At 44.7% G+C, this 19,515-nt stretch carries 22 protein-coding genes; 4 read left to right on the top strand and 18 right to left on the bottom strand.

Annotated features, from left to right (window positions below):
- Positions 1 to 186: 186 nt before the first annotated feature.
- Both AC07M6_RS00785 and AC07M6_RS00780 read left to right on the top strand, forming a co-directional pair.
- Positions 187 to 765 (top strand): YceI family protein, encoded by a 579-nt coding sequence (locus tag AC07M6_RS00785; protein ID WP_494886755.1) that lies wholly within the window; start codon positions 187 to 189, stop codon positions 763 to 765.
- A gap of 179 nt (positions 766 to 944) precedes the next feature.
- Complete coding sequence (locus tag AC07M6_RS00780) at positions 945 to 1,607, top strand: phosphatase PAP2-related protein (RefSeq protein ID WP_494886753.1); 663 nt, start codon at positions 945 to 947, stop codon at positions 1,605 to 1,607.
- Between the two features lie 561 nt (positions 1,608 to 2,168).
- On the opposite strand, the gene AC07M6_RS00775 is transcribed toward AC07M6_RS00780, so the two are convergent.
- A complete protein-coding gene (locus AC07M6_RS00775; protein WP_494886752.1) occupies positions 2,169 to 3,113 on the bottom strand; it encodes a Smr/MutS family protein in 945 nt (314 codons plus the stop codon).
- Between the two features lie 165 nt (positions 3,114 to 3,278).
- Between AC07M6_RS00775 and AC07M6_RS00770 the strand changes: the two genes are divergently transcribed.
- Complete coding sequence (locus AC07M6_RS00770) at positions 3,279 to 3,806, top strand: DUF892 family protein (RefSeq protein WP_494886751.1); 528 nt, start codon at positions 3,279 to 3,281, stop codon at positions 3,804 to 3,806.
- Positions 3,807 to 3,940: 134 nt separating this feature from the next.
- On the opposite strand, the gene AC07M6_RS00765 is transcribed toward AC07M6_RS00770, so the two are convergent.
- The 5 genes from AC07M6_RS00765 to AC07M6_RS00745 all read right to left on the bottom strand — a co-directional run bounded on the left by AC07M6_RS00765 (position 3,941) and on the right by AC07M6_RS00745 (position 7,499).
- Complete coding sequence (locus tag AC07M6_RS00765; RefSeq protein ID WP_494886749.1) at positions 3,941 to 4,441, bottom strand: GNAT family N-acetyltransferase; 501 nt, start codon at positions 4,439 to 4,441, stop codon at positions 3,941 to 3,943.
- A 279-nt stretch (positions 4,442 to 4,720) separates the two neighbouring features.
- Positions 4,721 to 5,134, bottom strand: a complete 414-nt coding sequence (locus AC07M6_RS00760; protein ID WP_494886747.1) for a c-type cytochrome — start codon at positions 5,132 to 5,134, stop codon at positions 4,721 to 4,723.
- An 82-nt stretch (positions 5,135 to 5,216) separates the two neighbouring features.
- Complete coding sequence (locus tag AC07M6_RS00755) at positions 5,217 to 6,059, bottom strand: SDR family oxidoreductase (RefSeq protein ID WP_494886745.1); 843 nt, start codon at positions 6,057 to 6,059, stop codon at positions 5,217 to 5,219.
- 91 nt (positions 6,060 to 6,150) lie between these two features.
- Positions 6,151 to 6,672, bottom strand: a complete 522-nt coding sequence (locus AC07M6_RS00750; RefSeq protein ID WP_494886743.1) for a hypothetical protein — start codon at positions 6,670 to 6,672, stop codon at positions 6,151 to 6,153.
- A gap of 266 nt (positions 6,673 to 6,938) precedes the next feature.
- A complete protein-coding gene (locus AC07M6_RS00745; RefSeq protein ID WP_494886741.1) occupies positions 6,939 to 7,499 on the bottom strand; it encodes a hypothetical protein in 561 nt (186 codons plus the stop codon).
- Positions 7,500 to 7,574: 75 nt separating this feature from the next.
- Here AC07M6_RS00745 and dinB point away from each other — a divergent pair, with 75 nt between their 5' ends.
- On the top strand, positions 7,575 to 8,759 hold the full coding sequence (gene dinB / locus AC07M6_RS00740) for a DNA polymerase IV (RefSeq protein ID WP_494886739.1): 1,185 nt from the start codon (positions 7,575 to 7,577) through the stop codon (positions 8,757 to 8,759).
- Positions 8,760 to 8,762: 3 nt separating this feature from the next.
- Here the strand turns inward: dinB and AC07M6_RS00735 are convergent, their stop codons facing one another.
- The 12 genes from AC07M6_RS00735 to ctlX form a co-directional block, all read right to left on the bottom strand.
- Positions 8,763 to 9,167: a hypothetical protein gene (locus AC07M6_RS00735; protein ID WP_494886737.1), complete on the bottom strand. Its 405-nt coding sequence runs from the start codon at positions 9,165 to 9,167 to the stop codon at positions 8,763 to 8,765.
- Positions 9,168 to 9,228: 61 nt separating this feature from the next.
- Positions 9,229 to 10,440 (bottom strand): serine hydrolase domain-containing protein, encoded by a 1,212-nt coding sequence (locus tag AC07M6_RS00730; RefSeq protein WP_494886735.1) that lies wholly within the window; start codon positions 10,438 to 10,440, stop codon positions 9,229 to 9,231.
- Positions 10,441 to 10,700: 260 nt separating this feature from the next.
- Complete coding sequence (locus AC07M6_RS00725) at positions 10,701 to 11,303, bottom strand: thioredoxin family protein (RefSeq protein ID WP_494886734.1); 603 nt, start codon at positions 11,301 to 11,303, stop codon at positions 10,701 to 10,703.
- A 103-nt stretch (positions 11,304 to 11,406) separates the two neighbouring features.
- Positions 11,407 to 12,837, bottom strand: a complete 1,431-nt coding sequence (locus AC07M6_RS00720; RefSeq protein WP_494886733.1) for a hypothetical protein — start codon at positions 12,835 to 12,837, stop codon at positions 11,407 to 11,409.
- On the bottom strand, positions 12,830 to 13,825 hold the full coding sequence (locus tag AC07M6_RS00715; protein WP_494886731.1) for an aspartyl protease family protein: 996 nt from the start codon (positions 13,823 to 13,825) through the stop codon (positions 12,830 to 12,832). Before AC07M6_RS00715 ends, AC07M6_RS00720 begins: the two co-directional genes overlap by 8 nt.
- A 218-nt stretch (positions 13,826 to 14,043) precedes the next feature.
- Positions 14,044 to 14,706 carry an ATP-binding cassette domain-containing protein gene (locus AC07M6_RS00710; protein WP_494886730.1) on the bottom strand — a complete coding sequence of 221 codons (663 nt, stop codon included), beginning with the start codon at positions 14,704 to 14,706 and terminating at the stop codon, positions 14,044 to 14,046.
- Positions 14,681 to 15,007 carry a hypothetical protein gene (locus AC07M6_RS00705; protein ID WP_494886728.1) on the bottom strand — a complete coding sequence of 109 codons (327 nt, stop codon included), beginning with the start codon at positions 15,005 to 15,007 and terminating at the stop codon, positions 14,681 to 14,683. Before AC07M6_RS00705 ends, AC07M6_RS00710 begins: the two co-directional genes overlap by 26 nt.
- 20 nt (positions 15,008 to 15,027) lie before the next feature.
- Entirely contained in the window at positions 15,028 to 15,732 is a 705-nt protein-coding gene (gene nfi, locus AC07M6_RS00700; protein WP_494886726.1) for a deoxyribonuclease V, read from the bottom strand.
- Positions 15,719 to 15,967, bottom strand: a complete 249-nt coding sequence (locus tag AC07M6_RS00695) for a hypothetical protein (RefSeq protein ID WP_494886725.1) — start codon at positions 15,965 to 15,967, stop codon at positions 15,719 to 15,721. The genes nfi and AC07M6_RS00695 overlap by 14 nt, the downstream gene beginning before the upstream one ends.
- Before the next feature lie 123 nt (positions 15,968 to 16,090).
- Positions 16,091 to 17,485 carry an arginine decarboxylase gene (locus AC07M6_RS00690; RefSeq protein ID WP_494886723.1) on the bottom strand — a complete coding sequence of 465 codons (1,395 nt, stop codon included), beginning with the start codon at positions 17,483 to 17,485 and terminating at the stop codon, positions 16,091 to 16,093.
- 627 nt (positions 17,486 to 18,112) lie between these two features.
- The gene (locus AC07M6_RS00685; RefSeq protein ID WP_494886722.1) at positions 18,113 to 18,367 is read right to left on the bottom strand and encodes a hypothetical protein; all 255 of its coding nucleotides are present in this window, start codon (positions 18,365 to 18,367) and stop codon (positions 18,113 to 18,115) included.
- A gap of 87 nt (positions 18,368 to 18,454) precedes the next feature.
- Positions 18,455 to 19,366: a citrulline utilization hydrolase CtlX gene (ctlX, locus tag AC07M6_RS00680; RefSeq protein WP_494886720.1), complete on the bottom strand. Its 912-nt coding sequence runs from the start codon at positions 19,364 to 19,366 to the stop codon at positions 18,455 to 18,457.
- Between the last annotated feature and the right edge of the window lie 149 nt (positions 19,367 to 19,515).

Below are 19,515 nucleotides of genomic sequence, written 5' to 3'. Positions count from 1 at the left end.
CATCATAAGTTTAAGATTGGCTGTTGCCCACTTTGTATGTGGGGTGCTGAAACAAGTTCAGCATGACAGATTGATATTCTCAAAAAAACAATCTCACATTATTACACTTTATTGATATATATCAATTGTTCGATATGATTTAAATGAGCACATTTGCATGTTTAAACATTTAATAAAACAAAAACGATGAAAAAAACACTAATCACCCTATTTACAGCAGTAGCTTTATTAGCATTTAAACCTATTGCCGATGGTACCTGGACCGTAGATTCGGCCCACTCAAAATTAGGATTCTCTATTACCCACATGATGGTGAGTGATGTTGACGGAACCTTTAAAAACTTTACCGCTACCATTACCTCATCTAAAGATGATTTCAGCGACGCGGTTGTTGAGCTGAGCGCCGATGTAAATTCGGTAAGTACTGATAACGAAGCCCGTGATAAACACATTAAAAACCCCGACTTTTTTGATGTTGCCAAATACCCTAAAATGACTTTCAAAAGTACCTCTTTCAAAAAAACAGGCGACAAAACCTATAAAGTAACCGGCGACCTGACTTTAAAAGGCGTAACTAAATCTGTTGTTTTAGATGCTACTTTCCGTGGTGTTTATACCAGCCAACAAACTAAAAAACCGGTTGCAGGCTTTAAAGTTAGCGGTACCATTAAACGTAAAGATTTTGGTATCGGCGCTAACTTCCCTACCGCTGCTTTAAGCGACGAAGTTGTACTGACCGCTAATACCGAGTTTGCTAAAAACTAATTCTGCGCGCTTTATTTTCTTATAAAGCTGGCTAACAAAACAAGCCCCGGCAATACCGGGGCTTGTTTTGTTTTATAATTTCAGTATCATTTCTTGAGTTTGGCTTAATGATTGTTTAATTTTTATTTAACATTTAAAACATATCATTATTTTTGCAGCCGCTTTACAGGCTTAATATTTTGAATAAATCTAACACCATATCCCCTAAAGAAAGCTGGAAAATGATCTGGAATTCATCTACATCCCGGTTCCAGCTCATCAGCGGCTCTGTATTTGTGGCTATATTATTAGCTATAATGCCTTTCTTTTTTAACACCATCGAAAAACGCCGCGGCGGCGTGCAATTAAACGATTGGGTACTAAACCATATACCTGCCCACAATGTATCAGGCTGGATATTTGCCATTATCTGGGGCATGGCCGCGCTGGCATTTTACCGCGCCGCGCGCAAACCGCAAATGTATGTCACCTATGTTTGGGCTTACTCGTTCATTATCCTGATCCGCTTTTTTACCATTAGTGTAGTGAAACTGGAACCACCTGCCGGACTAATACAACTGATAGATCCTCTTACCGGTATATTTTATGGCAATGCTAATATCACTAAAGATCTGTTCTTCTCGGGCCATACGGCTACCCTGGTGCTGATCTTACTTACGCTCGAAAAAAAATCGGATAAAATGATCGGCCTGCTGGCGGTAATTGCCGTGGGTATCCTTTTACTGGTTCAGCATGTACATTATACGCTTGATGTGCTTGTTGCCCCCTTTGCGGTATACCCCATCTTTAAACTGGTTGTCTGGATGCTTGGGAATAAGGAAAAAGCCGACACTGCTTATTAATTTTACGGCACATTAGTTCCCATTGCGAACGGGATGTCACGGGGCGCTTGTCGAACCATAGCGGGCAGACCGACACATGCACCCTTCGACGGGTTACCCGTGACGGCTTTACTTTTTAGTTTTCGACAGCAAAAGAGCTTCCGGGTGAAAACGGGCAGAACAATGGTGGCTTGTGTGGCTGGAAAGGGCATTAGCTTGGTGCAGAAGCGAGGGTAAGTGGGTGCGCGAGCGGGGCATCAAGGTGCGGCCCTGTGGTTCTGCCCGGTTTGCAGGGCAAAGGCCCGTGCGGCAAAGGAAGCATTTTTGCTGTCTTGAATTTTGCTACTTTTTTTCAAGAAAAAGTAGTAGGCCGCTGCTGCTATGAGCAGACTGCCAAGCATAATGCAGACCCAGACGGCTACGAGATTGCCATGCTATCGCTCGCAATGACAATTATTTTTAACTTCAGATCACCTTTAAAGTCCCACCGGGATTTGGTAGCTTAGAATGACACCCCTCCTCTGTCGTCCAATCCTTTAAAGTCCACCGGGACTGATAACCCGACATTTTTTACAACTTTCCTCACTTCAATATCACCTTGGTAGCGCCGTAACCAAACTTCTCTTTACGGGCATCCATAAAGGTTTGGATCCGGTTATTTTTGCTTAGTAATTTATGGAGTTCGTGTTTTAAAATGCCGTTGCCCGCGCCATGTATAAATGTTATCTCGGGCAGTTGGTGTACGATGGCGGCGTCCAGCGCTTTTTTGAAATGATCCAGCTGAATATTCAGGATAGTGGCGCTGCTTAAAAACTGGTGATCGTCCTTTAATTTTTCAATATGCAGGTCAACCTCGGCAGTGGGCTTATCTATCAGTTGCTTTTCTTCGGCGGGTTTAAAAAAGCTTTCCTTCAGCTTCCCGGCATCTATTACCAGTTCGTCTTCATCCAGGCGGATCAACCACCCTTGCTGATTAAGTAAAGGCACCTGCTTTTTACTCCCGGCAAAATCTTTGGCTTTAAACTTTTCGGTAATAATGAGCGGCTCAACCGTCTTTTTATTTTGCGTGGTATAGTACAGTATCTGCAGGTTAAAAGCCGGCCAGATCTGTAAATCGGCCAAAGGCGCCGAAAATATTTTGGCCTGCCCTGCCGGCATTACCACTCCTGCAAATTCACCTTTATATTGCTGATTTTGCACGGTAGTTAAGGTAAGCAGTAGCTGGTACGATGTATCGTTCACCAAATGGAAATGCACTACGGCCGCTGTTTTTTGATCGGGCACTACGGCCAGGTAAACGCCTTTCTCTTTAAATTCGGTAGGGATAATGGGTGTCGCCGTGTTACTTTGCGCATTATTATCCCCGTTAGCATGCCCATGCACCGATGTAACCTTGCTGGCCTGTACCGGTATCTCAAAGTCGTCGACGCCGGTAACGCCTATCATATCATCGCCAATAATCCGGGTAACATAGCCCTCCATGTTCTCGTCTACAAACCGCACAAAATCGCCTAACTTATATTTCATTTTCCGTTGGTTTCAAGCCTCAAAGATATTGTAATAATGAGGTTATGCCCATTCGAATTTATAATATCCGTTAAAACATAACTTATGCTTTTTAATTTACGTATCAGGATTAAATAAATATGCTGATAAGGATTATATTTGTTATTCACTTCATCCCTGATTAATATGTCTTCTGAACCTTCACATGTGACAGACCCGTCGGTTTTAAAACATTTATTTACCCACAACCTAAACAAGCTTTACTACGGCAAGCTTTATATTAAAAACAACCTCGATCATTTAATTGAAGTGGCATCGTTTAAGGCCTTGCAATTAGCCCTGCAAGAGTTACAGGACGATGTGGATAAACAGCTTGGCCGCTTGAATGAAATATACCAGACGTTAAACATTACCCCATCCAACGAGGAATGCATTCCTGTTAAGGCCATTTTTAAAGAAACCTTCGCGCTGGAAAAGAAAGGCATAGGCCAGGAATTGCTGGGTGACATGAACATTATGCTGTATATGCAACTGATAGAGCATATCAATATCAACGCATTCCGCATGCTGCGCATACTGGCCAAACACTTAAAACTGACGGAGATTGAACAATTGTTACTGGAAAGCTTTGACGAATCTATCGACGATGACCGCCTGTTTATGCTGATCACTACCGAGTACCTGCATACCCAGGGTTACGACGAAATAGCTTAAAAAAATAAAACCGGGCTTTGCAGCCCGGTTTCGGTGATAGTTATTCAATACCCCTATTAAAATAACCACTCAAAATTAAAAGAATTTTCTGTTTGTAATCGCATCTTTTTTAAAAAATATTTTTAAAAAGTCTTTTACGTCAGTAACAACTGTAAAAACTTCAGGTCGAGCCAACGGTTAAACTTAAACCCTACCTGTTTAAAATGCGCTACTTCAATAAATCCTAAAGATTGGTGCAGCCTCAAACTGCCTTCAGCAGCGCTATCTACACCTGCAATCAATACATGCATGCCTTTACCACGCGCATGCGTAATTACCGCCTGAACCAATAGCTTGCCCACACCCCTGCCCCTTTCGCCCACATGCACATATACCGAATGTTCTACCGCAAAACGGTAACCCGGCCAGTTGCGGAAAGGGCCATAAGTGCTAAAGCCAATTACCCTATCATCCGCTTCGGCAACAAATACAGGGTGGCCCACCTTTAATTTATCAGCAAACCACAACTCGCGCATGGGCAGGGTATGTAGATCTTCCTGGTAAACCGCGGTGGTGTTAATAATGGCGTGGTTATAAATATCCAGTATAGCCGGTAAATCGGCAGCATTGGCATGGCGGATGATGGGTGCTTGCATGTTTAAAAATATGGATTTTGTATTGATATCCCATAATATCTGGTCATACTCCACCGTAGTCGCTTCGCTCCGGCCCACAAGTGTTCGGAAGATTTTTAGTTCCCTCCCACGGGAGGGGTGCGGCTGACTGTGTTGTGGCAGGGAGGGGTTTCTACGCTTGATGAAACCCCTCCCTACACCCTCCCTATGGGAGGGAATCGCACAATCCCACCCCTTTTTCTAATCTTCCGAACACTTGTGGGCTGGAGCCGAGCGACTGCAGGTGAAGCTCCACAAAAATTACTTTTTTTCAGCACCTTCAGGCTGTATACCGCCTTCGGGATGGGTAATGCCATGGTGACAAGTGATACAGGCTATACCGCTGTTCATCACCATACCTAAGGAGTCTTTACCGGCTTTAAAATATTTCTTATTGATCTTTGCCGTCATTTTAAACATTTCGCGGGCCATTAATTTTTCGGGCTTAATATCCGATGCTTCGTTACCCCGTTCGTGGCAAAAGTTGCAGCGTACACCCAGGGCCTTTGTCCACGTGCGCATAATCTTTTCTACCTGGTCGTGCGATAAATTTTTAGGTAGAACTTTCAGGTTCTTCGGCTTTTCAGGATCGGGCGGCATGGAGGCTAAAGCGCCGAAAACAATGAGGGAGGTTAGTCCCAGCGTAACGAATAGTTTTTTGTTTAGTGCGATCATATTTACTTTAATAGGGTGAGCTACTAAAATAATCAACTTCTGTTAAAATAACGATTTGCCATAAAAAAGATACGATACTTATCTATTTTAAAAACCCTGCTGATAATTGCTTGCTGAGATCCCAAAGCCGGTTTCGGGCCGCTTCATCATTGGCGGTGGCAGAAGATTTGGCAACCCTTTGTTTTTTAAAATATTGCCCACTTTTGGCATCCAGTTTGGGTTCGGTTGCCAGATAGATGGAGGTTTGGGCCCCTTCTTCGGCCGATATCATGAAAGGCCTGGCCAAAAACAGCAGTTTCTTTTGCCAACCGCTAAAATCATCCCAGAATGCCGATTTTACTACGCCCGGATGCAGGGCGAATGCTGTAATGCCTTTGCTTTTATACCGTTCGGCTAAGGATTTGGTAAAATAAATATTGAATAGTTTGGCCGTGCCGTATGCTTTTATGGCTGAGTATTTATGCGCCGACTGCAGATCATCAAAATCAGGTTTCCCCATTTTGTGTGCCGAAGAACTGACATTGATGATACGTGCCTGCCCGCGCTCCAGCAAAGGCATTAAGCACATGGTTAATACAAAATGACCTAAATGATTAATGGCGAAGGTCATTTCAAAACCGTCTTTACTCAGCTCCCTCTCCGCGAAAATACCTCCCGCGTTGTTAATGAGCACATTGATAGAGAAAAGTTTATCCTTTAAAGTTTGGGCGGCGGATTTAACAGTAGCCAAATCGGCCAGATCACAGTAGATCACATAAACTTCCTGGCTTTTGCTTGCGCGGATGATCTCCTGCCGCAATTCTTCGCCCTTGGTTATATTACGCACCAGCATATAAATGGCGTGGCCCTTTTTTGCCAGGGCAAGCGCGGTTGCTTTACCAATTCCGGATGTTGCGCCGGTGATGATGGTTGTTTTGATGGGCATAGTTCAGCGTTATATTTAACCACAAAGATACCATCTAAAAAGACTTACGAAGTTTTAAAACTTCGTAAGTCTGGCAGTCAAAATAAACCTATTATTCAGCCAGGGAATAAGCATACGCCCGGGTCGATTTTATTTTTAAGGCAACCCGTTCCATGTTTTCTTCCATAGCCGACACCTGTTTTTTACTACTGGATGCCAGCAGTGCTTTCCGGTACATTTCTGTAGCAGCAATCCAGTTGTTGTTCTTTTCGGCCATTAAACCCAGTTGCTCGTAAATCCCCGAATGATCTACCCCCGGAACCTGCAAAGCTTTTTTGCTGACGGATGCAGCAAGGTTCTCCATATTCAGGAAAACCAGTAATTCCAGGTAAGGGAGGTACACATCCGGGAACAAGGGTTCCAGTTCGGCACACAGTTTTAAGTGGTAGCCGGCGGTTTGATAATCGCCTACGTTATAGTAATAGATCAAGCCCAATTGATAATGCGCACGGGCGTATAAGGGCTCGGTTTGTATAATATCATTCAGCAGTTTCAGGCTCTTGGGTGTCGATCCATAGTTCAGCTTGTCTACCGCTTTCAGATATTTTTCTTCGATAGTATAATAAGTGTCCATAAAGATATCGTTGGCTGTTAAGCCCGATGTTTAATTCGATAAATAAAAAATTGATAAGTCGCTGTGGCAGAAAAACGCTAAACAGGACTGGAGAAAGGCTTAACAGATGCAAAACCCTCCCGCTGCATGCCTATGGGCCGCATATAGGTGTTGATATGGATTTGAAATAGCATCGTCGTAAATTTTCACAAAGGTAGAGAATTTATTTGAATACTAAAATCAATGACCTGATGACGCGAAGCATAATGACCCGGTGACACGCGGTATTAATACTCCATCAACCTTTCCCCAAACCTAAACTCCTTATACTTTTGCCAGCGCGATTGCGGCACATAGGTTTCGCGCTCCAGCACGGTGAGGCATTCGGCTGTAAAGCTATTCTGATACCGGCACCCTTCAAACTTGGGCCAAAGCAATTTAAATTTATCGGGCGAAATATTTTTTACGATGGTAATATGCGGCACAACGTTTTTTTGAATGATGCGCATACTGCTTTGCAGACCTTTAAACCAGCGGGCGGTACGCTCGTTCATCACAACGCAGGCATAAATGGTAAAACCGGTTTGCCCGTGGGTAAAGTATTTAAAGTTATAGATCTGTATTTCGTGGGTGGATAACAGTCCCAGTTTCTCTCCCATCTGGCTGATGGCATGCCGGGCTATAAACGGCTTGCACCGGTGCTGATGATTAATGCTGATATGCGCCGGCGAATTCATGCCCAGGAAATCGCCGATCAGCCGGGCTGATGCTCTTTTGTAGCGGCCGATATCATATATTACACTTTTGGGCGGGGCAATCAGCATCAGGTAATCGGTGTAGCTTTCCATATCAAACCATTTTATCGGGCTATAAAATTGCTAATAATTTTAGTAATTACGAATTATTTTTTACATTTTTGTACAGTGGAAAACAAACGGCACATTGTACATATCGACCTCGATTCGTTCTTCGTATCGGTTGAGCGGAAGTTTAACCCGGCGTTGATTGGCAAACCCGTGCTTATAGGCGGCTCGGCCGATCGTGGTGTGGTAGCATCCTGCAGTTACGAAGCCCGCAAGTACGGTATCCACTCGGCTATGCCTATGAAAACAGCCATGCGGCTTTGTCCGCATGCTATTATTGTACGGGGCACGCATGGCCGCTATGGCGAGGCATCGCGTGAGGTAACACAGATCATCCATGATACGGTACCCCTTTATCAAAAAACATCGGTAGATGAGTTCTATATCGATCTGACCGGTATGGACCGCTTTTACGATTGCTATAAGTTTGCCGGCGAACTGCGCCAAAAAGTGATCAAAACAACAGGCCTGCCTATATCGTTTGGGCTATCATCCAGTAAAACGGTATCTAAAATGGCTACTAATCAGGCCAAGCCCAATGGGCAGTTGTTTATCCCTCATGGTAAGGAGATGGAGTTTTTGGCGCCTTTATCCATCCGTAAGATCCCTATGCTGGGCGAAAAGACCTGCCAGAAACTGTACGAATATGGCATTGAAAAAATAGGCGACCTGCAAAAAGTGAACCTGAAGTTTTTGGAGACCGTGTTTGGCAAGGCCGGTTTGTTTATTTATGAAAAGGCACATGGGATAGATCATAGCGAGATCGTCCCCCACTCCGACCGTAAATCCATCTCTACCGAGCATACTTTTCATGTGAACGTATCCGAACAGCGCGAACTGGAAACCATCCTGATATCCATGACCGAGGAACTGGCCGGTAAGCTGCGCCGCGAAAATAAGGTGGCCAGCTGTTTAGCTATAAAAATACGCTATGCTAATTTTGAAACGCACACCATTCAGGAAAAGATCCCGCTGACGGCAGCCGAACATATCCTGCTGCCCGGTGTAAAAAACCTGCTAAAAAAGGCCTGGAACGGGCACCGGCCTATCCGCTTAATTGGGGTGAAACTGAGTAACCTGTGCACTGGCAGCTACCAGATCAATTTGTTTGAAGATAACGAGGAACGCATTAAACTATACCAGGCTATGGACCGTATTAACTTTAAATTTGGCGATAAAACCGTATGCCGTGCCGCGGGTATGGAAATAGGCACAAGAAATTTTAACCCTTTTATGAAAGGCTGAGGTTTACTTAACCCGTGCATATTTATAGGTATAACCGTCGCTGATCTGGTAATCAAACATCAACAGGGTGTCCCGTATATCGGCGTTGTATGACTTGCCGACAGAAATATCAGTAACAGTAACCACATAAACCCTCTCATTAGTACCGGGCCTTGTTACCACGCTGGTATGGAATTTACTTTGGCTAATAATCTGGTTATTTTGATAAAACTTATATATGCTATCGGCAGTAAATTCAATAGCTGTAGGCGTAGTTGGCGTATGGACTCCACCTGTAAAACCACCCGATTGCTGCACCAGGTTCCATTTGCCAATTAATCCTTGGCCGCTGGTTTTAATGGCATTTTTATCTGCTGTGCAGCTATATAAGGCTAATGCCAGGGCTGATAATAATAAGATCTTCTTCATACTGACAGGTTGTTTAACAAAAAATACGCTATTATTGTTGTAAATGCTACAGGCAGTATTTTTATTTCTTCGGGAAAGCATCCAACACACTCTTTACCAAACCGTCCATTCCATTATTGGCTATCCAGCGGGCTACTATTACCAAATCATGCTCCGGGTCGCAGTAGATCATGTTGGTGCCGTTGCCTATATGTACCCAGGTATTTTCGGATGCCGATGGCAGCAGTTTTTTATTGGTGTTTAAAAACCAATTCATATAACCATAACCTGTATTGGCTGTTGTGGGGGTAAGCGCCTGCTTCACCCACTGTTCACTAATCAATTGCTTGCCGTTCCAGTTACCGTGGCGCATAGTAAGCAAGCCAAAGCGGGCCATATCATACGCGTTAATAAACATCCCCCCGCCCCAATGCCCGCCGCCGCTAACCGATTGTACAGCCTGCCCATCCAATACTATCCACGAGTTTTGGTAGCCAAACCAGCGCCAGGTGTTTGATGCGCCAATGGGGTCCATTATATTTTCTTTCAGTACCTGCGGCAAAGGCTTACGCCATACGTTAAGCGTGGCTAATGCCAGCGCGTTCACGCGCACATCGTTATATTTGTATACGGCGCCCGGCTCGTTACGCTTGCGCAGCTTATATTGTTCAATATCCGCTTCGGGGCGGTCGGCCCAATCGGGTTTACCCCATAGCGTGCCCTCCCAATCGCTGGTTTGGCGCAGCATAACTTCCCAGGTCAGTTTTTTGTTATGTGCCGATGCAAAGGGATAAATGATATCGCTTTGTCCGGGTTCCGGTTTGCCGGGATTGTAAAGTTCAACAGGTGTCATATAATTGGCTACGGTATCCATCGTATTGCGGATCAGCCCCCTGTCTACCGCCAAACCTACTACAGTTGAGAGGAAACTTTTAGTTACACTATGTGTCATATCCACACGCGATGGATCGCCCCATTGGGCTATGATATAACCTTTATAAATAATAAGTCCGGCCGGGTCATCCCTATCCTTCATCGGGCCAATAATATCGCTGAATGGTTCCTTACCAAAACTTTGGGATTGAGAGACTTCGCCTTTGCGGGATGCTTTGATCTCGTGACTCTTAGCAAAGCTGATAGCCTGCTGAACAGCATCGGCATTTAAACCCAAAGCCGCAGGTGTTTGATGCTGCCAGTTATTAGCCGGTGGAAAATATACAGCTGCCTTGCTTTTTTGACTATAAGCTATGGTACTTGTGAAGAATAGTAATAAGATGAGGGTGAGGTGCTTCATATATAAGCAAGATAGTAAAAACCGATTTAAGTTGAGCGCGCCGTAACTATCTGTGATGTGTTTGTTTTTTGGGTTCTCCCCTCAAGAGTAATAGCCCATTCATAGACATTTTAGGGTAGCCCCTAGCCGGGGCATTATGGTTTCTGTTGCGTTTCTACAAACAGGTAGTCTCTCCGGGACACAGAACCTTGATGATCTATCAATATAACAACAAACGCCCCCGGATATCCGGGGGCGTTTGTTGTATAAAAAGAAATATTTTATTTACTGCTCGATGCCGGTTTAGGGGCCGGTTTAACAATAGGCACCGGCTTGTTTTTAGCGAAACGCTCGCTGATCATGGCAATTTCCGAATCCTTTAACTTCGAAGTTTCTTTCAGCACCTTAGCAAAATAGGCCACTTCGCTTTCGTCGGCGGGGCAGCCTACGTTATTGCCGTAAGTATCCAGGGCCGCGCCGGCAGGACGGATCTGGCTATCGGCCAGTTTGTTACCCTTAGTATCGGCTATAAACCAAAATGGCAAACCTGCCTTATCGCCCTGATATTTGGCCATATATTCTTTCGATCCGGGGTTCTCTAAATTCTCTTTCCCTTTGTTTTCCAACACATCCAGGTAAGCTATTACGTAATTATCGGTAAAAAATTTGTTTAGTGTTGGCTCGTTAATGCTGGCCTCCATTTTTTTGCACCAGCCGCACCACGAGGCATGGAAAATCACCATTACCTTTTTGTTTTCTTTAGCTGCTTGTGCATAAGCCGCCTTCATTACAGTTTCGGTTGATGGCATTTCTGCGGTTTGGGCCAGGCCGGTCACCCGGATGGCAAATATCAGGATGAGTGATAATAGGAATTGCTTTTTCATATGGTTATTGCTTTTTTTTAAGCAAGTTAGGGATTTTATTTATCAATAGGAATAGCGTTGATGAATACCTCGCAACAGTTATTCATTACCTTCCGGGCACATTTCAATTCATCCAAAATACCGAATTACCCGTACCAAACTCATTTTGCTCCCATTGCTTGTTGGTATTATCCAGCACCCAATCGCCGTCTACAATAAACTTGTACAGGCATTTGCCCGGTTTAAGGCGGATACTGATGGTCCAGGTATCGCCCTGGTGGGCAAGGGTATAGCCATCCTCGGCCCAGTTGTTAAAGTTGCCGGCCAAACGTACCGTTTTAGCGCGGCTAAAACCTTTTAGCGTAAAGGTATGATTGGGTTTTACAAACAGACAGGAATTGGTTTGTCCATCAAAATTAGCCGTAAACGGATTAGCCGGGTCGGTCATCCAGCGGCCATCTACAATAAATTTATACTGGTAATTGCCTGCAGCAAAAGTGTATGGGAATGCCCATCCGGTGGCAGTTTTCTGCATATAAATATCGTTGGGTTTCCAACTGTTGAAGGTACCGGCTATGCATACCTGCCGGGCATTGGTAAAGCCGTTCAGCTTAAAGTTAACCGTTTCGCCCAGGTTCAGCACCGATTTCACCGCACCCGCGGCATCCTTATTGGTCAAAGGGTTTTGCGGGTCGGTAATCCATTCGCCATCCACCATAAAACGGTAGGCATAAATACCATCGTGCAGGTACATGTGGCGCTCCCAGCCATTAAACGTACGCGACAGCGGCAACTGGTTAACGTTCCAATTGTTAAAATTGCCGGCCACATTTACGTTTTTTGCCGACGCATGTCCTGCCAGTTTAAAGGCATAATTATAACGGTAGTAAATAGAATTGGTATTACCTACGCCATCGTCCTGGGTAAGCTTGTTATTCACATCGATGGTCCAGTTACCGTCAATAATAAACTTGTAGGCGTAAATGCCGGGTTCCAGCTTTATATCGCTGATCCAGCCGCTATCGGTACGGGCCATTGCTCCTTTGCCGGTACTCCAATCGTTAAAACTGCCTGATAATATCACCCTTTTGGCTTTTAGATTACCGGGAACAAAAAAGCGGGTTAAACCCGAAGGTAATTCGTGAACAGAAACTTTTGAGAAATTATTGATGCCGAACAGTACTTCATCCGGGTAACCGGGGCGGCCTTCGGTTTTGTTTAGTTTAGTCGTGATCTGGAATGGACTAACCATATCACTGCTCAGGTTTTTGAGCGACAGATCAAACTGCAACAGGTTATCCTGCAGCTTCACAATATTCCAGCCATCCTTGCGTAGCGCCGAATAATCACCTTTAAAAACCATCTCGGCCTTGGCGCCGGTAATGCCCGCGGCTTTCAGAATACTATCTATCTGGGCTTTGGATGAACGGAGATCGATCAACAGGATCAGGTGATCGTTAGCGAGCATCATGTTATTTTTGCGTTGCGACAACACATTGGTAACGGTGCAAACCATCAGTAAAAAAAGAATGATATGTCGTTTTAGCTTACTCATGTAAATTGTCGCGATTGTAAATGTACATTTCAAACTCCTTTTTCACGAAATTGATGGTAAATATCCCCCGCGAATAAAAATCGTAGCCCAGCATGGCATCTACCGAATAACCATAAACCGATCCCATTTTATCCAGATCGGTTATCACCGCCTTGTTTTTCAGAAATTCGTGATCGCCGATGACCAATCTATCAAACCCGGCCGTAATTACATCAAAGCTGGTGCCGCCAATGCCTGTCAGTCTCGACCGGCTGATCACCTGCATGCTCCGCACCAGTTTTTTGTTCCGGTTATAATCCACCAGGTTACTTTCGGCGCCGGTATCAAAGGCAAACCATAGTTTCTGGTCGTTAGCTGTTCCTTTTAGATAAACCACATCGTTCAGTAATTTAAACGGGGTCTTCATATCAGCCTGCGCATAAATCCGTTCAGCTTCTGGGATATTGCCTTTTTCATCCAGTTTATGGATGTACAGTACGCTTTGGTTCACATCTACCGTCAGGGCAAATTTGGCGAACAAGCGGGTACCCAGCAGCCCCAGTATCTTTATATTACGCCCGTTCTCGATAGCCGACAGGTCGCAAACATCGGCAGACAGTCTATCATAATTTAGCTCAAAAATAGACAGGTGTTTAATGCTGGTTTTAAAAGCGCGGTCGGATGCGCCGTTAATGCCGCCCGCATCCCGGTCTTCGATATGCGGGGCATCACGGTAATAAGTTTTGTTAAGCACCAGTCCGGGCGCGCCGGTATCTAAAATAAAATTGCCATAAACGGAATCGATCTGCGCCTCGATAACGATCAGGTTACCTACTTTTTTAAAAGGCACTATTAGGGTTTTAAAATCGCCGTAAGGTTCGGGATCGGGGTTAAAACGGACATTTTTTAAAACAAAATGACGTGCAGGTTGCGGATGGCGCATAGCATTTGCCCGGATACAGATCCCCATCATACAGAGGAGCAGCAGGTATAGGCAAATTTTGCGCATTGGTGGTGATTGATTTATTTACAATATAGACAACAAAGGGAGGTTAAACGTTACATTTCATATGGTTAAAAAGAGCTGATCTATAATATTCATCGCCAGTTCAAGCGTCCACGCTTGAACTTACATTCTAATTAAGCGTCCACGCTTAATTTATAACGTGAGCGTGGACGCTCAATCAGGATATCAATCAAGCGTGGACGCTTGATTGGGCGTAGCTTTCAATTCCCGCTCAAATACCCGTACCTCACCAGTTCATCCGCATGCTTAATGTGCCGGGTATAGCCGTTATCTAATAGCATTAGTCTGTCGCTTACATCAATAATATTATAATATTGATGATCTGTTAGGATAATGCCCTTGGTTTTGGCTGTTTCGCGCAGCAGTTGTTTAAAGCCTTCGGTTTGCACGGGCGAAATATGTGTAAAGGGTTCATCCAGCAAAATAAAATCGGCCCTGCTGTAGATGATCATCAGAGTTTCCACCTGTCGCAACTCACCACCGGATAACTCACCTGCCGTTTTGTTGGAGTGGTTGACATAGATATCCAGTTTGGTAAACTCGTCCCAGTGTTTTTCATCAACCAGCATTTTGCACAGTTTGCCTATTTTAATACCATCGGGCAGGTAATTATGCTGCGGCAGATAGGCAATGCGGTTGTGATGATAGCCTTTATGAATAAATTGTCCGTTAATGCTCACATGCTTAAACAACGGGGCAAGTGTGCCAAAAATGATCTTTAACAGCGACGACTTGCCCGAACCGTTACGGCCCAGCATCCCTAAAATCTCCCCTTGTTTGCAATCCAGAAAAACGTCCTGCAAAATTTTGCGGCCGTCAAAATCAAGCTGTACGCTATCAACCTTTAGCGTTAAGTAATCCATCAGGCAATATTGAGTAAAGCACCATTAAAACAATATAGATCAGCATATCAACCAAAAAGGCATAGGTATACATGCGCCTGACGCTGTAACCAGCATTACGAAAGTAAAAATAGCTTTTGTTGGCCATAAAGTACTGGTAGCCCAGCGAACTGCCATAGCCGGTAAACTTTATCAGCAAGGACATGCCTATAGCACTAAACCCGTTTTTAATTAAAAAGATTACGCCGCAAACGCTAAAGATCAAATTCCATAGCCATATGGGCCGGTAAAACTGGTAAGTAAGGGTGACGAGGCGATTCATTAACTGATACTATACGCATATCAACGGAATAAATTGTACTGTCCGTTAGATTTATCGCCATCTGCCACCCGGATCTGGTTCACCAGCAGGTGTGCCTGCCGTGTAGGTTCGGGAATGCGGTAGCCGCGGATGCAGTTTTTAATAATCTGCACACTTTGTTCCATACTTACACGGTGGCCGGGCGATACATAAATAGGATTGCAGTTGCGCTTACTACGGATAGCCATACCAATCAGCTCGCCTTTATCATACATGGGGCTTTGGGCAAAGGGAATATTAGCCGGCTCATCATATTTTCCATACAGCCGGCTTTTAGCGCTGCCAATGCTGGGCACATCGGTAACCAAACCAAAGTGGGTGGCAATGCCTAAGCGGCGTTCGTGCGCTATGCCCTGGCCGTCCAGCACCATTACACCGGGTTTAATGCTCAGCTTATCCCAGGCTTCCAGCAAGGCCGGCACTTCCCTAAATGCCAGCAGACCGGAAATATATGGGAACGAGGTGCGACTGATAGCGGTAGCGTTACCGATGATCTTCAAGTCGGGATAGCTGAATACCACGATGCCTGCGTATACCACTTCCGAATATTTATTAAAAGAGATATCAGCCCCGGCAATAGTGGTGATGGGTTGAGTCAACGGCTCAATCCTGATCTGTTTGCGCAGTTCCTGCTGGTAAGCGATGGCCTGGGCTGGGGTAAGTGTTTCGTAATCAATCGGCTGCATGCCAGGTATAGCGTTCTATTTCGTCGGCCAGCAGGTGTAATACTTCTTCATCTACTTTACCAGTATTTTTACAGATATGCAAAATTTGCTGCGCGTCGGGTTCAAAGCCGGCTATCAGGCTATCATCCTTAAACACCTCAAATTTGCAATGGCCCGCATCATGACGCGGAAGATCGGCCACCTCGAAGTTAAAAACCTGCTCGTCCTTAGTTATGGTAATATGGTGCCTGTTCATCTTACTAACGTTTATACAATAACCACAGACACGGTAATTTGTTGTTAAACAAAAAAGAGACACGAAGTATCGTGTCTCTACAGTATATATCTTTCGGACTTCCGGTCTTTTCCGACTTCCCGACTAGGTAGTATACCCCAGTATCTTCAATACCTGTTTACTATTCTGCTCCTCGCCAAACACCTCGAAGTTAAACGTCTCGTCGCGGTTGCGGCGGATGATCACATGTTTGGGCGATGGCAGCAGGCAGTGGTGTATGCCCCCGTAACCGCTTAAAACTTCCTGGTAGGCACCTGTATTAAAAAAGCCTAAGTATTGCACCTTTCGGGTTTTAGGCATAAATACGCTGTTCATATGCGCTTCCTGGTTATAGTAGTCCTGTCCGTCGCAGGTAATGCCCCCTAAGTTCACGCGCTCGTACTCGCTGTCCCAGTTATTTACCGGCAGCAGGATGTATTTTTGGTTCAGCGCCCAAACATCGGGCAGGTTAGTAATAAATGATCCATCCAGCATCAGCCAGCGCTCGCGGTCGTTTTGTTGCTTGCGACCCAATACTTTGTATAAGATGCCCGATGCTTCTGCCACGGTGTATTTACCAAATTCGGTAATGATATCCGGTTCCATGGTATCGTGCTCGGCGCAGATCTCCTTGATCCGGCTCACAATCTCGTTGATCATGTACTCGTAATCAAAATCAAACACCAGCGAATCTTTAAACGGCATGCCGCCGCCAATATCCAGCGTATCCAGCGCGGGGTTTACCTTTTTAAATTTGCAGTAAAGGGTAACGTATTTCTCTAACTCGTTCCAGTAATAGGGCGTATCAGATATACCCGAATTGATAAAGAAATGCAGCAGCTTCACCTGGAAGTTGGGATTATCCTCTATCTTATTATGATAAAAATCAATCACATCTTCCATCCTTACGCCTAAGCGCGAGGTGTAAAATTGCGAGTCGGGCTGCTCTTCCGCCGCAATACGGATGCCCAGGTTGCAGGGGGTATCCATCTCAATCTCGTCGTCGTACAGGTTAAACTCTTCTTTGTTATCCAGCACGGGGATGATGTTTTTAAAACCATCGTGCAACATATCAATAATATATGTTTTGTACTGATAGGTTTTAAAGCCGTTGCAAATCACGGTCATATCCTTTGTTAAAGCACCTTTTTTCTCCAGCGCGTCAATCATCGGCATATCAAAGGCCGACGATGTTTCCAGGTGGATCTCGTTTTTCAGGGCCTCTTCAACTATATGCTTAAAGTGCGAACTTTTGGTACAATAGCAGTATTTATAACTGCCGCGATAATTATTTTTAATAATGGCCTGCTGAAACAGCAATTTGGCCTGTTGTATTTTTTTAGAAATAATGGGCAGGTAAGTGAAACGCAGGGGTGTGCCATACGTTTCAATCATCTCCATTAAATTCAGGTCGTGGAAATATAATTCATCCTCAATGATCTCGAAGCCCTCCTGCGGAAAGCCAACACTCAGATCAAGAAACTCCTGGTAACTCTGCATTTATAAAAATTTGTGCAAAAATGTAAAATTAGAACGGGAATATGCACAAATAGTTAGCGATTTTTTGTAGTGGTAAAGTAATTGTTTGTGGTTCATAGTTGATGGATCATAGCTCATAGAAGAATAACATGTTGTGAGCGAATAACAGCACCACGTCATCGCGAGCTATCAAACCAGCGGTATGTAAAAGTGCAATGACAGCGGGTGTCACCCTGAGCTTGTCGAAGGGTGCGTGCGTAGACCTGCCCACCATGGTTCGACAAGCTCACCATGACACCTCTCGCTAAATCTGCCATGAGTAGCGATAGCATGGCGATCCCCGGCAGGCAGAGCAATGTGGCGATTAAACCACAGAGGGCGCAGAGAGAGGAATCCACAAAGGACACAGAGATTTAAATCGGTGAAATCATCTATCAATAATTGGTGAAACCATATTCAGAAAATGAACGGGTGGTAGCACTTCGGTTACGTTAGCCCCGCTATCCGTTCCAACTCCTCATTCCGCTGCGCTGCATTGCGGGGTTTTCACTGCTATCAGGTTTAGGCTGAAAGAATAGTGCGGTGCAATCGCCCGATAGTGTTAAGCACTCGTTGCAAACGAGCGCAGATAAGTGCGTGAAATGTCAATTAATGAGAAAACGCAGCTACTATTAACAATAAAAATAAAATAAAGATTGCTATTGATAATATATTCCAGTTTCTCTTTTCTGGAGTAGTGCGGTTAGAATATTGAGTGTTTTTTATTCGTCCAGGTACATCTGTATGATTATAAATTAAATACCTTGCAACTAATAATATGATTGTAAATAAAGCTATCCAAAAGCCGGGACCTTTACTAAATAATCCAGGAATTGACTTAAGGGCTTCAAATAGTGATCTCATAAAATATTAAAGATATTAAATCATTTATAGATAATGAACTGATATCATTTTTCTATAAGTATAATAATATAATCCTTTAATCATTTGTTATGCAGGTAACCTCACCTCCGCCATCATACATCTTGCACTGCCACCCCCATTACGCTCAATAGTAGGTATCGGCGCATAAACAATCCGCGAGAACTGCTGCAAAGTAGCTATCTGCCGGTCATCTAATGAATTGTACGCGCTGGCCGACATCACCAGCAAACTTTCGCCATCGGTATTAAACACTTCCAGCATATTGCCGGCAAAGTGGTTCATCTGGTCGAAAGTAATATCGAATATATCTTTCCCGGTTTGGAAAAAAGAGGCGGTCACCGTTTCACGTTCCTTAGCATCGGTAATACTGTCCAGGCAAATCACCACGTAGCGGTCGGCTATGCACATCATTACGTTGGTATGGTATATGGCCTGCCCATTTTGATCGAAGGCGTGGAAAACGATAGGCTGGTAGCCGGTCTGCTCGCAAAACACATTCAGCACCTCCATATCCGTCCGCGGCGAGAGGCAGGCATAGGCCAGTTTGTCCTCGCGGTTAAGCACCATGCTGCCGGTGCCCTCTAAAAATTTACCCTCTGCCTCAAACCTGCTCAGGTCTATAATATGCCTTACCTTAAACTTATCTTCCAACTGACTGATAATATCCTCCCTGCGTTCCAACCGGCGGTTTTCGGCCTGCATGGGATAAAGCAGGATGTCGCCTGTTGAGTGAAACGATACCCAATTGTTAGGAAAAATGGAGTCGGGGGTATGTGGTTCGGGCGTATCGTTAATCACCATCACCTCTACCCGGTTGTTACGTAGTATCTCCACAAAGCCGTCAAACTCCTGCAGGGCTTTGTCCTGCACCTGCTGTTGTTCGGCATCCTGGTTTTGGAATGCGTTGCTGCCTGCCGTTTGGGGGTTAAAGCCAAAACTAACCGGGCGGATCATTAAGAGTGTAGTGGGGTGGTTCATTAATACAAATATGTGCAAATGTGCGCATATGCAGATGTGCAAATGGTAACTTCTCAAAGTTCCCTCCCATGGGGAGGGGTGCGGCTGCTCCGTGTGGTGGCGGGGAGGGGTTTATGCATTTGGCCGGGTTTCTACGCAAATGTAACCCC

Source organism: Mucilaginibacter sp. GW821-FHT07H05, from assembly GCF_059418485.1.
Note: the sequence above shows the minus strand (reverse complement) of the source record. Positions and strands in the feature narration are given on the sequence as shown.

What these genes read in the sequence shown, in the direction of transcription:
- AC07M6_RS00785 (WP_494886755.1), top strand. Translation starts at nt 187, where the DNA reads ATGAAAAAAACACTAATCACCCTATTTACAGCAGTAGCTTTATTAGCA.
- AC07M6_RS00775 (WP_494886752.1), bottom strand. Translation starts at nt 3,113, where the DNA reads ATGAAATATAAGTTAGGCGATTTTGTGCGGTTTGTAGACGAGAACATG.
- AC07M6_RS00770 (WP_494886751.1), top strand. Translation starts at nt 3,279, where the DNA reads ATGTCTTCTGAACCTTCACATGTGACAGACCCGTCGGTTTTAAAACAT.
- AC07M6_RS00765 (WP_494886749.1), bottom strand. Translation starts at nt 4,441, where the DNA reads ATGCAAGCACCCATCATCCGCCATGCCAATGCTGCCGATTTACCGGCT.
- AC07M6_RS00760 (WP_494886747.1), bottom strand. Translation starts at nt 5,134, where the DNA reads ATGATCGCACTAAACAAAAAACTATTCGTTACGCTGGGACTAACCTCC.
- AC07M6_RS00755 (WP_494886745.1), bottom strand. Translation starts at nt 6,059, where the DNA reads ATGCCCATCAAAACAACCATCATCACCGGCGCAACATCCGGAATTGGT.
- AC07M6_RS00750 (WP_494886743.1), bottom strand. Translation starts at nt 6,672, where the DNA reads ATGGACACTTATTATACTATCGAAGAAAAATATCTGAAAGCGGTAGAC.
- AC07M6_RS00745 (WP_494886741.1), bottom strand. Translation starts at nt 7,499, where the DNA reads ATGGAAAGCTACACCGATTACCTGATGCTGATTGCCCCGCCCAAAAGT.
- AC07M6_RS00735 (WP_494886737.1), bottom strand. Translation starts at nt 9,167, where the DNA reads ATGAAGAAGATCTTATTATTATCAGCCCTGGCATTAGCCTTATATAGC.
- AC07M6_RS00730 (WP_494886735.1), bottom strand. Translation starts at nt 10,440, where the DNA reads ATGAAGCACCTCACCCTCATCTTATTACTATTCTTCACAAGTACCATA.
- AC07M6_RS00725 (WP_494886734.1), bottom strand. Translation starts at nt 11,303, where the DNA reads ATGAAAAAGCAATTCCTATTATCACTCATCCTGATATTTGCCATCCGG.
- AC07M6_RS00720 (WP_494886733.1), bottom strand. Translation starts at nt 12,837, where the DNA reads ATGAGTAAGCTAAAACGACATATCATTCTTTTTTTACTGATGGTTTGC.
- AC07M6_RS00715 (WP_494886731.1), bottom strand. Translation starts at nt 13,825, where the DNA reads ATGCGCAAAATTTGCCTATACCTGCTGCTCCTCTGTATGATGGGGATC.
- AC07M6_RS00710 (WP_494886730.1), bottom strand. Translation starts at nt 14,706, where the DNA reads ATGGATTACTTAACGCTAAAGGTTGATAGCGTACAGCTTGATTTTGAC.
- AC07M6_RS00705 (WP_494886728.1), bottom strand. Translation starts at nt 15,007, where the DNA reads ATGAATCGCCTCGTCACCCTTACTTACCAGTTTTACCGGCCCATATGG.
- nfi (WP_494886726.1), bottom strand. Translation starts at nt 15,732, where the DNA reads ATGCAGCCGATTGATTACGAAACACTTACCCCAGCCCAGGCCATCGCT.
- AC07M6_RS00695 (WP_494886725.1), bottom strand. Translation starts at nt 15,967, where the DNA reads ATGAACAGGCACCATATTACCATAACTAAGGACGAGCAGGTTTTTAAC.
- AC07M6_RS00690 (WP_494886723.1), bottom strand. Translation starts at nt 17,485, where the DNA reads ATGCAGAGTTACCAGGAGTTTCTTGATCTGAGTGTTGGCTTTCCGCAG.
- AC07M6_RS00685 (WP_494886722.1), bottom strand. Translation starts at nt 18,367, where the DNA reads ATGAGATCACTATTTGAAGCCCTTAAGTCAATTCCTGGATTATTTAGT.
- ctlX (WP_494886720.1), bottom strand. Translation starts at nt 19,366, where the DNA reads ATGAACCACCCCACTACACTCTTAATGATCCGCCCGGTTAGTTTTGGC.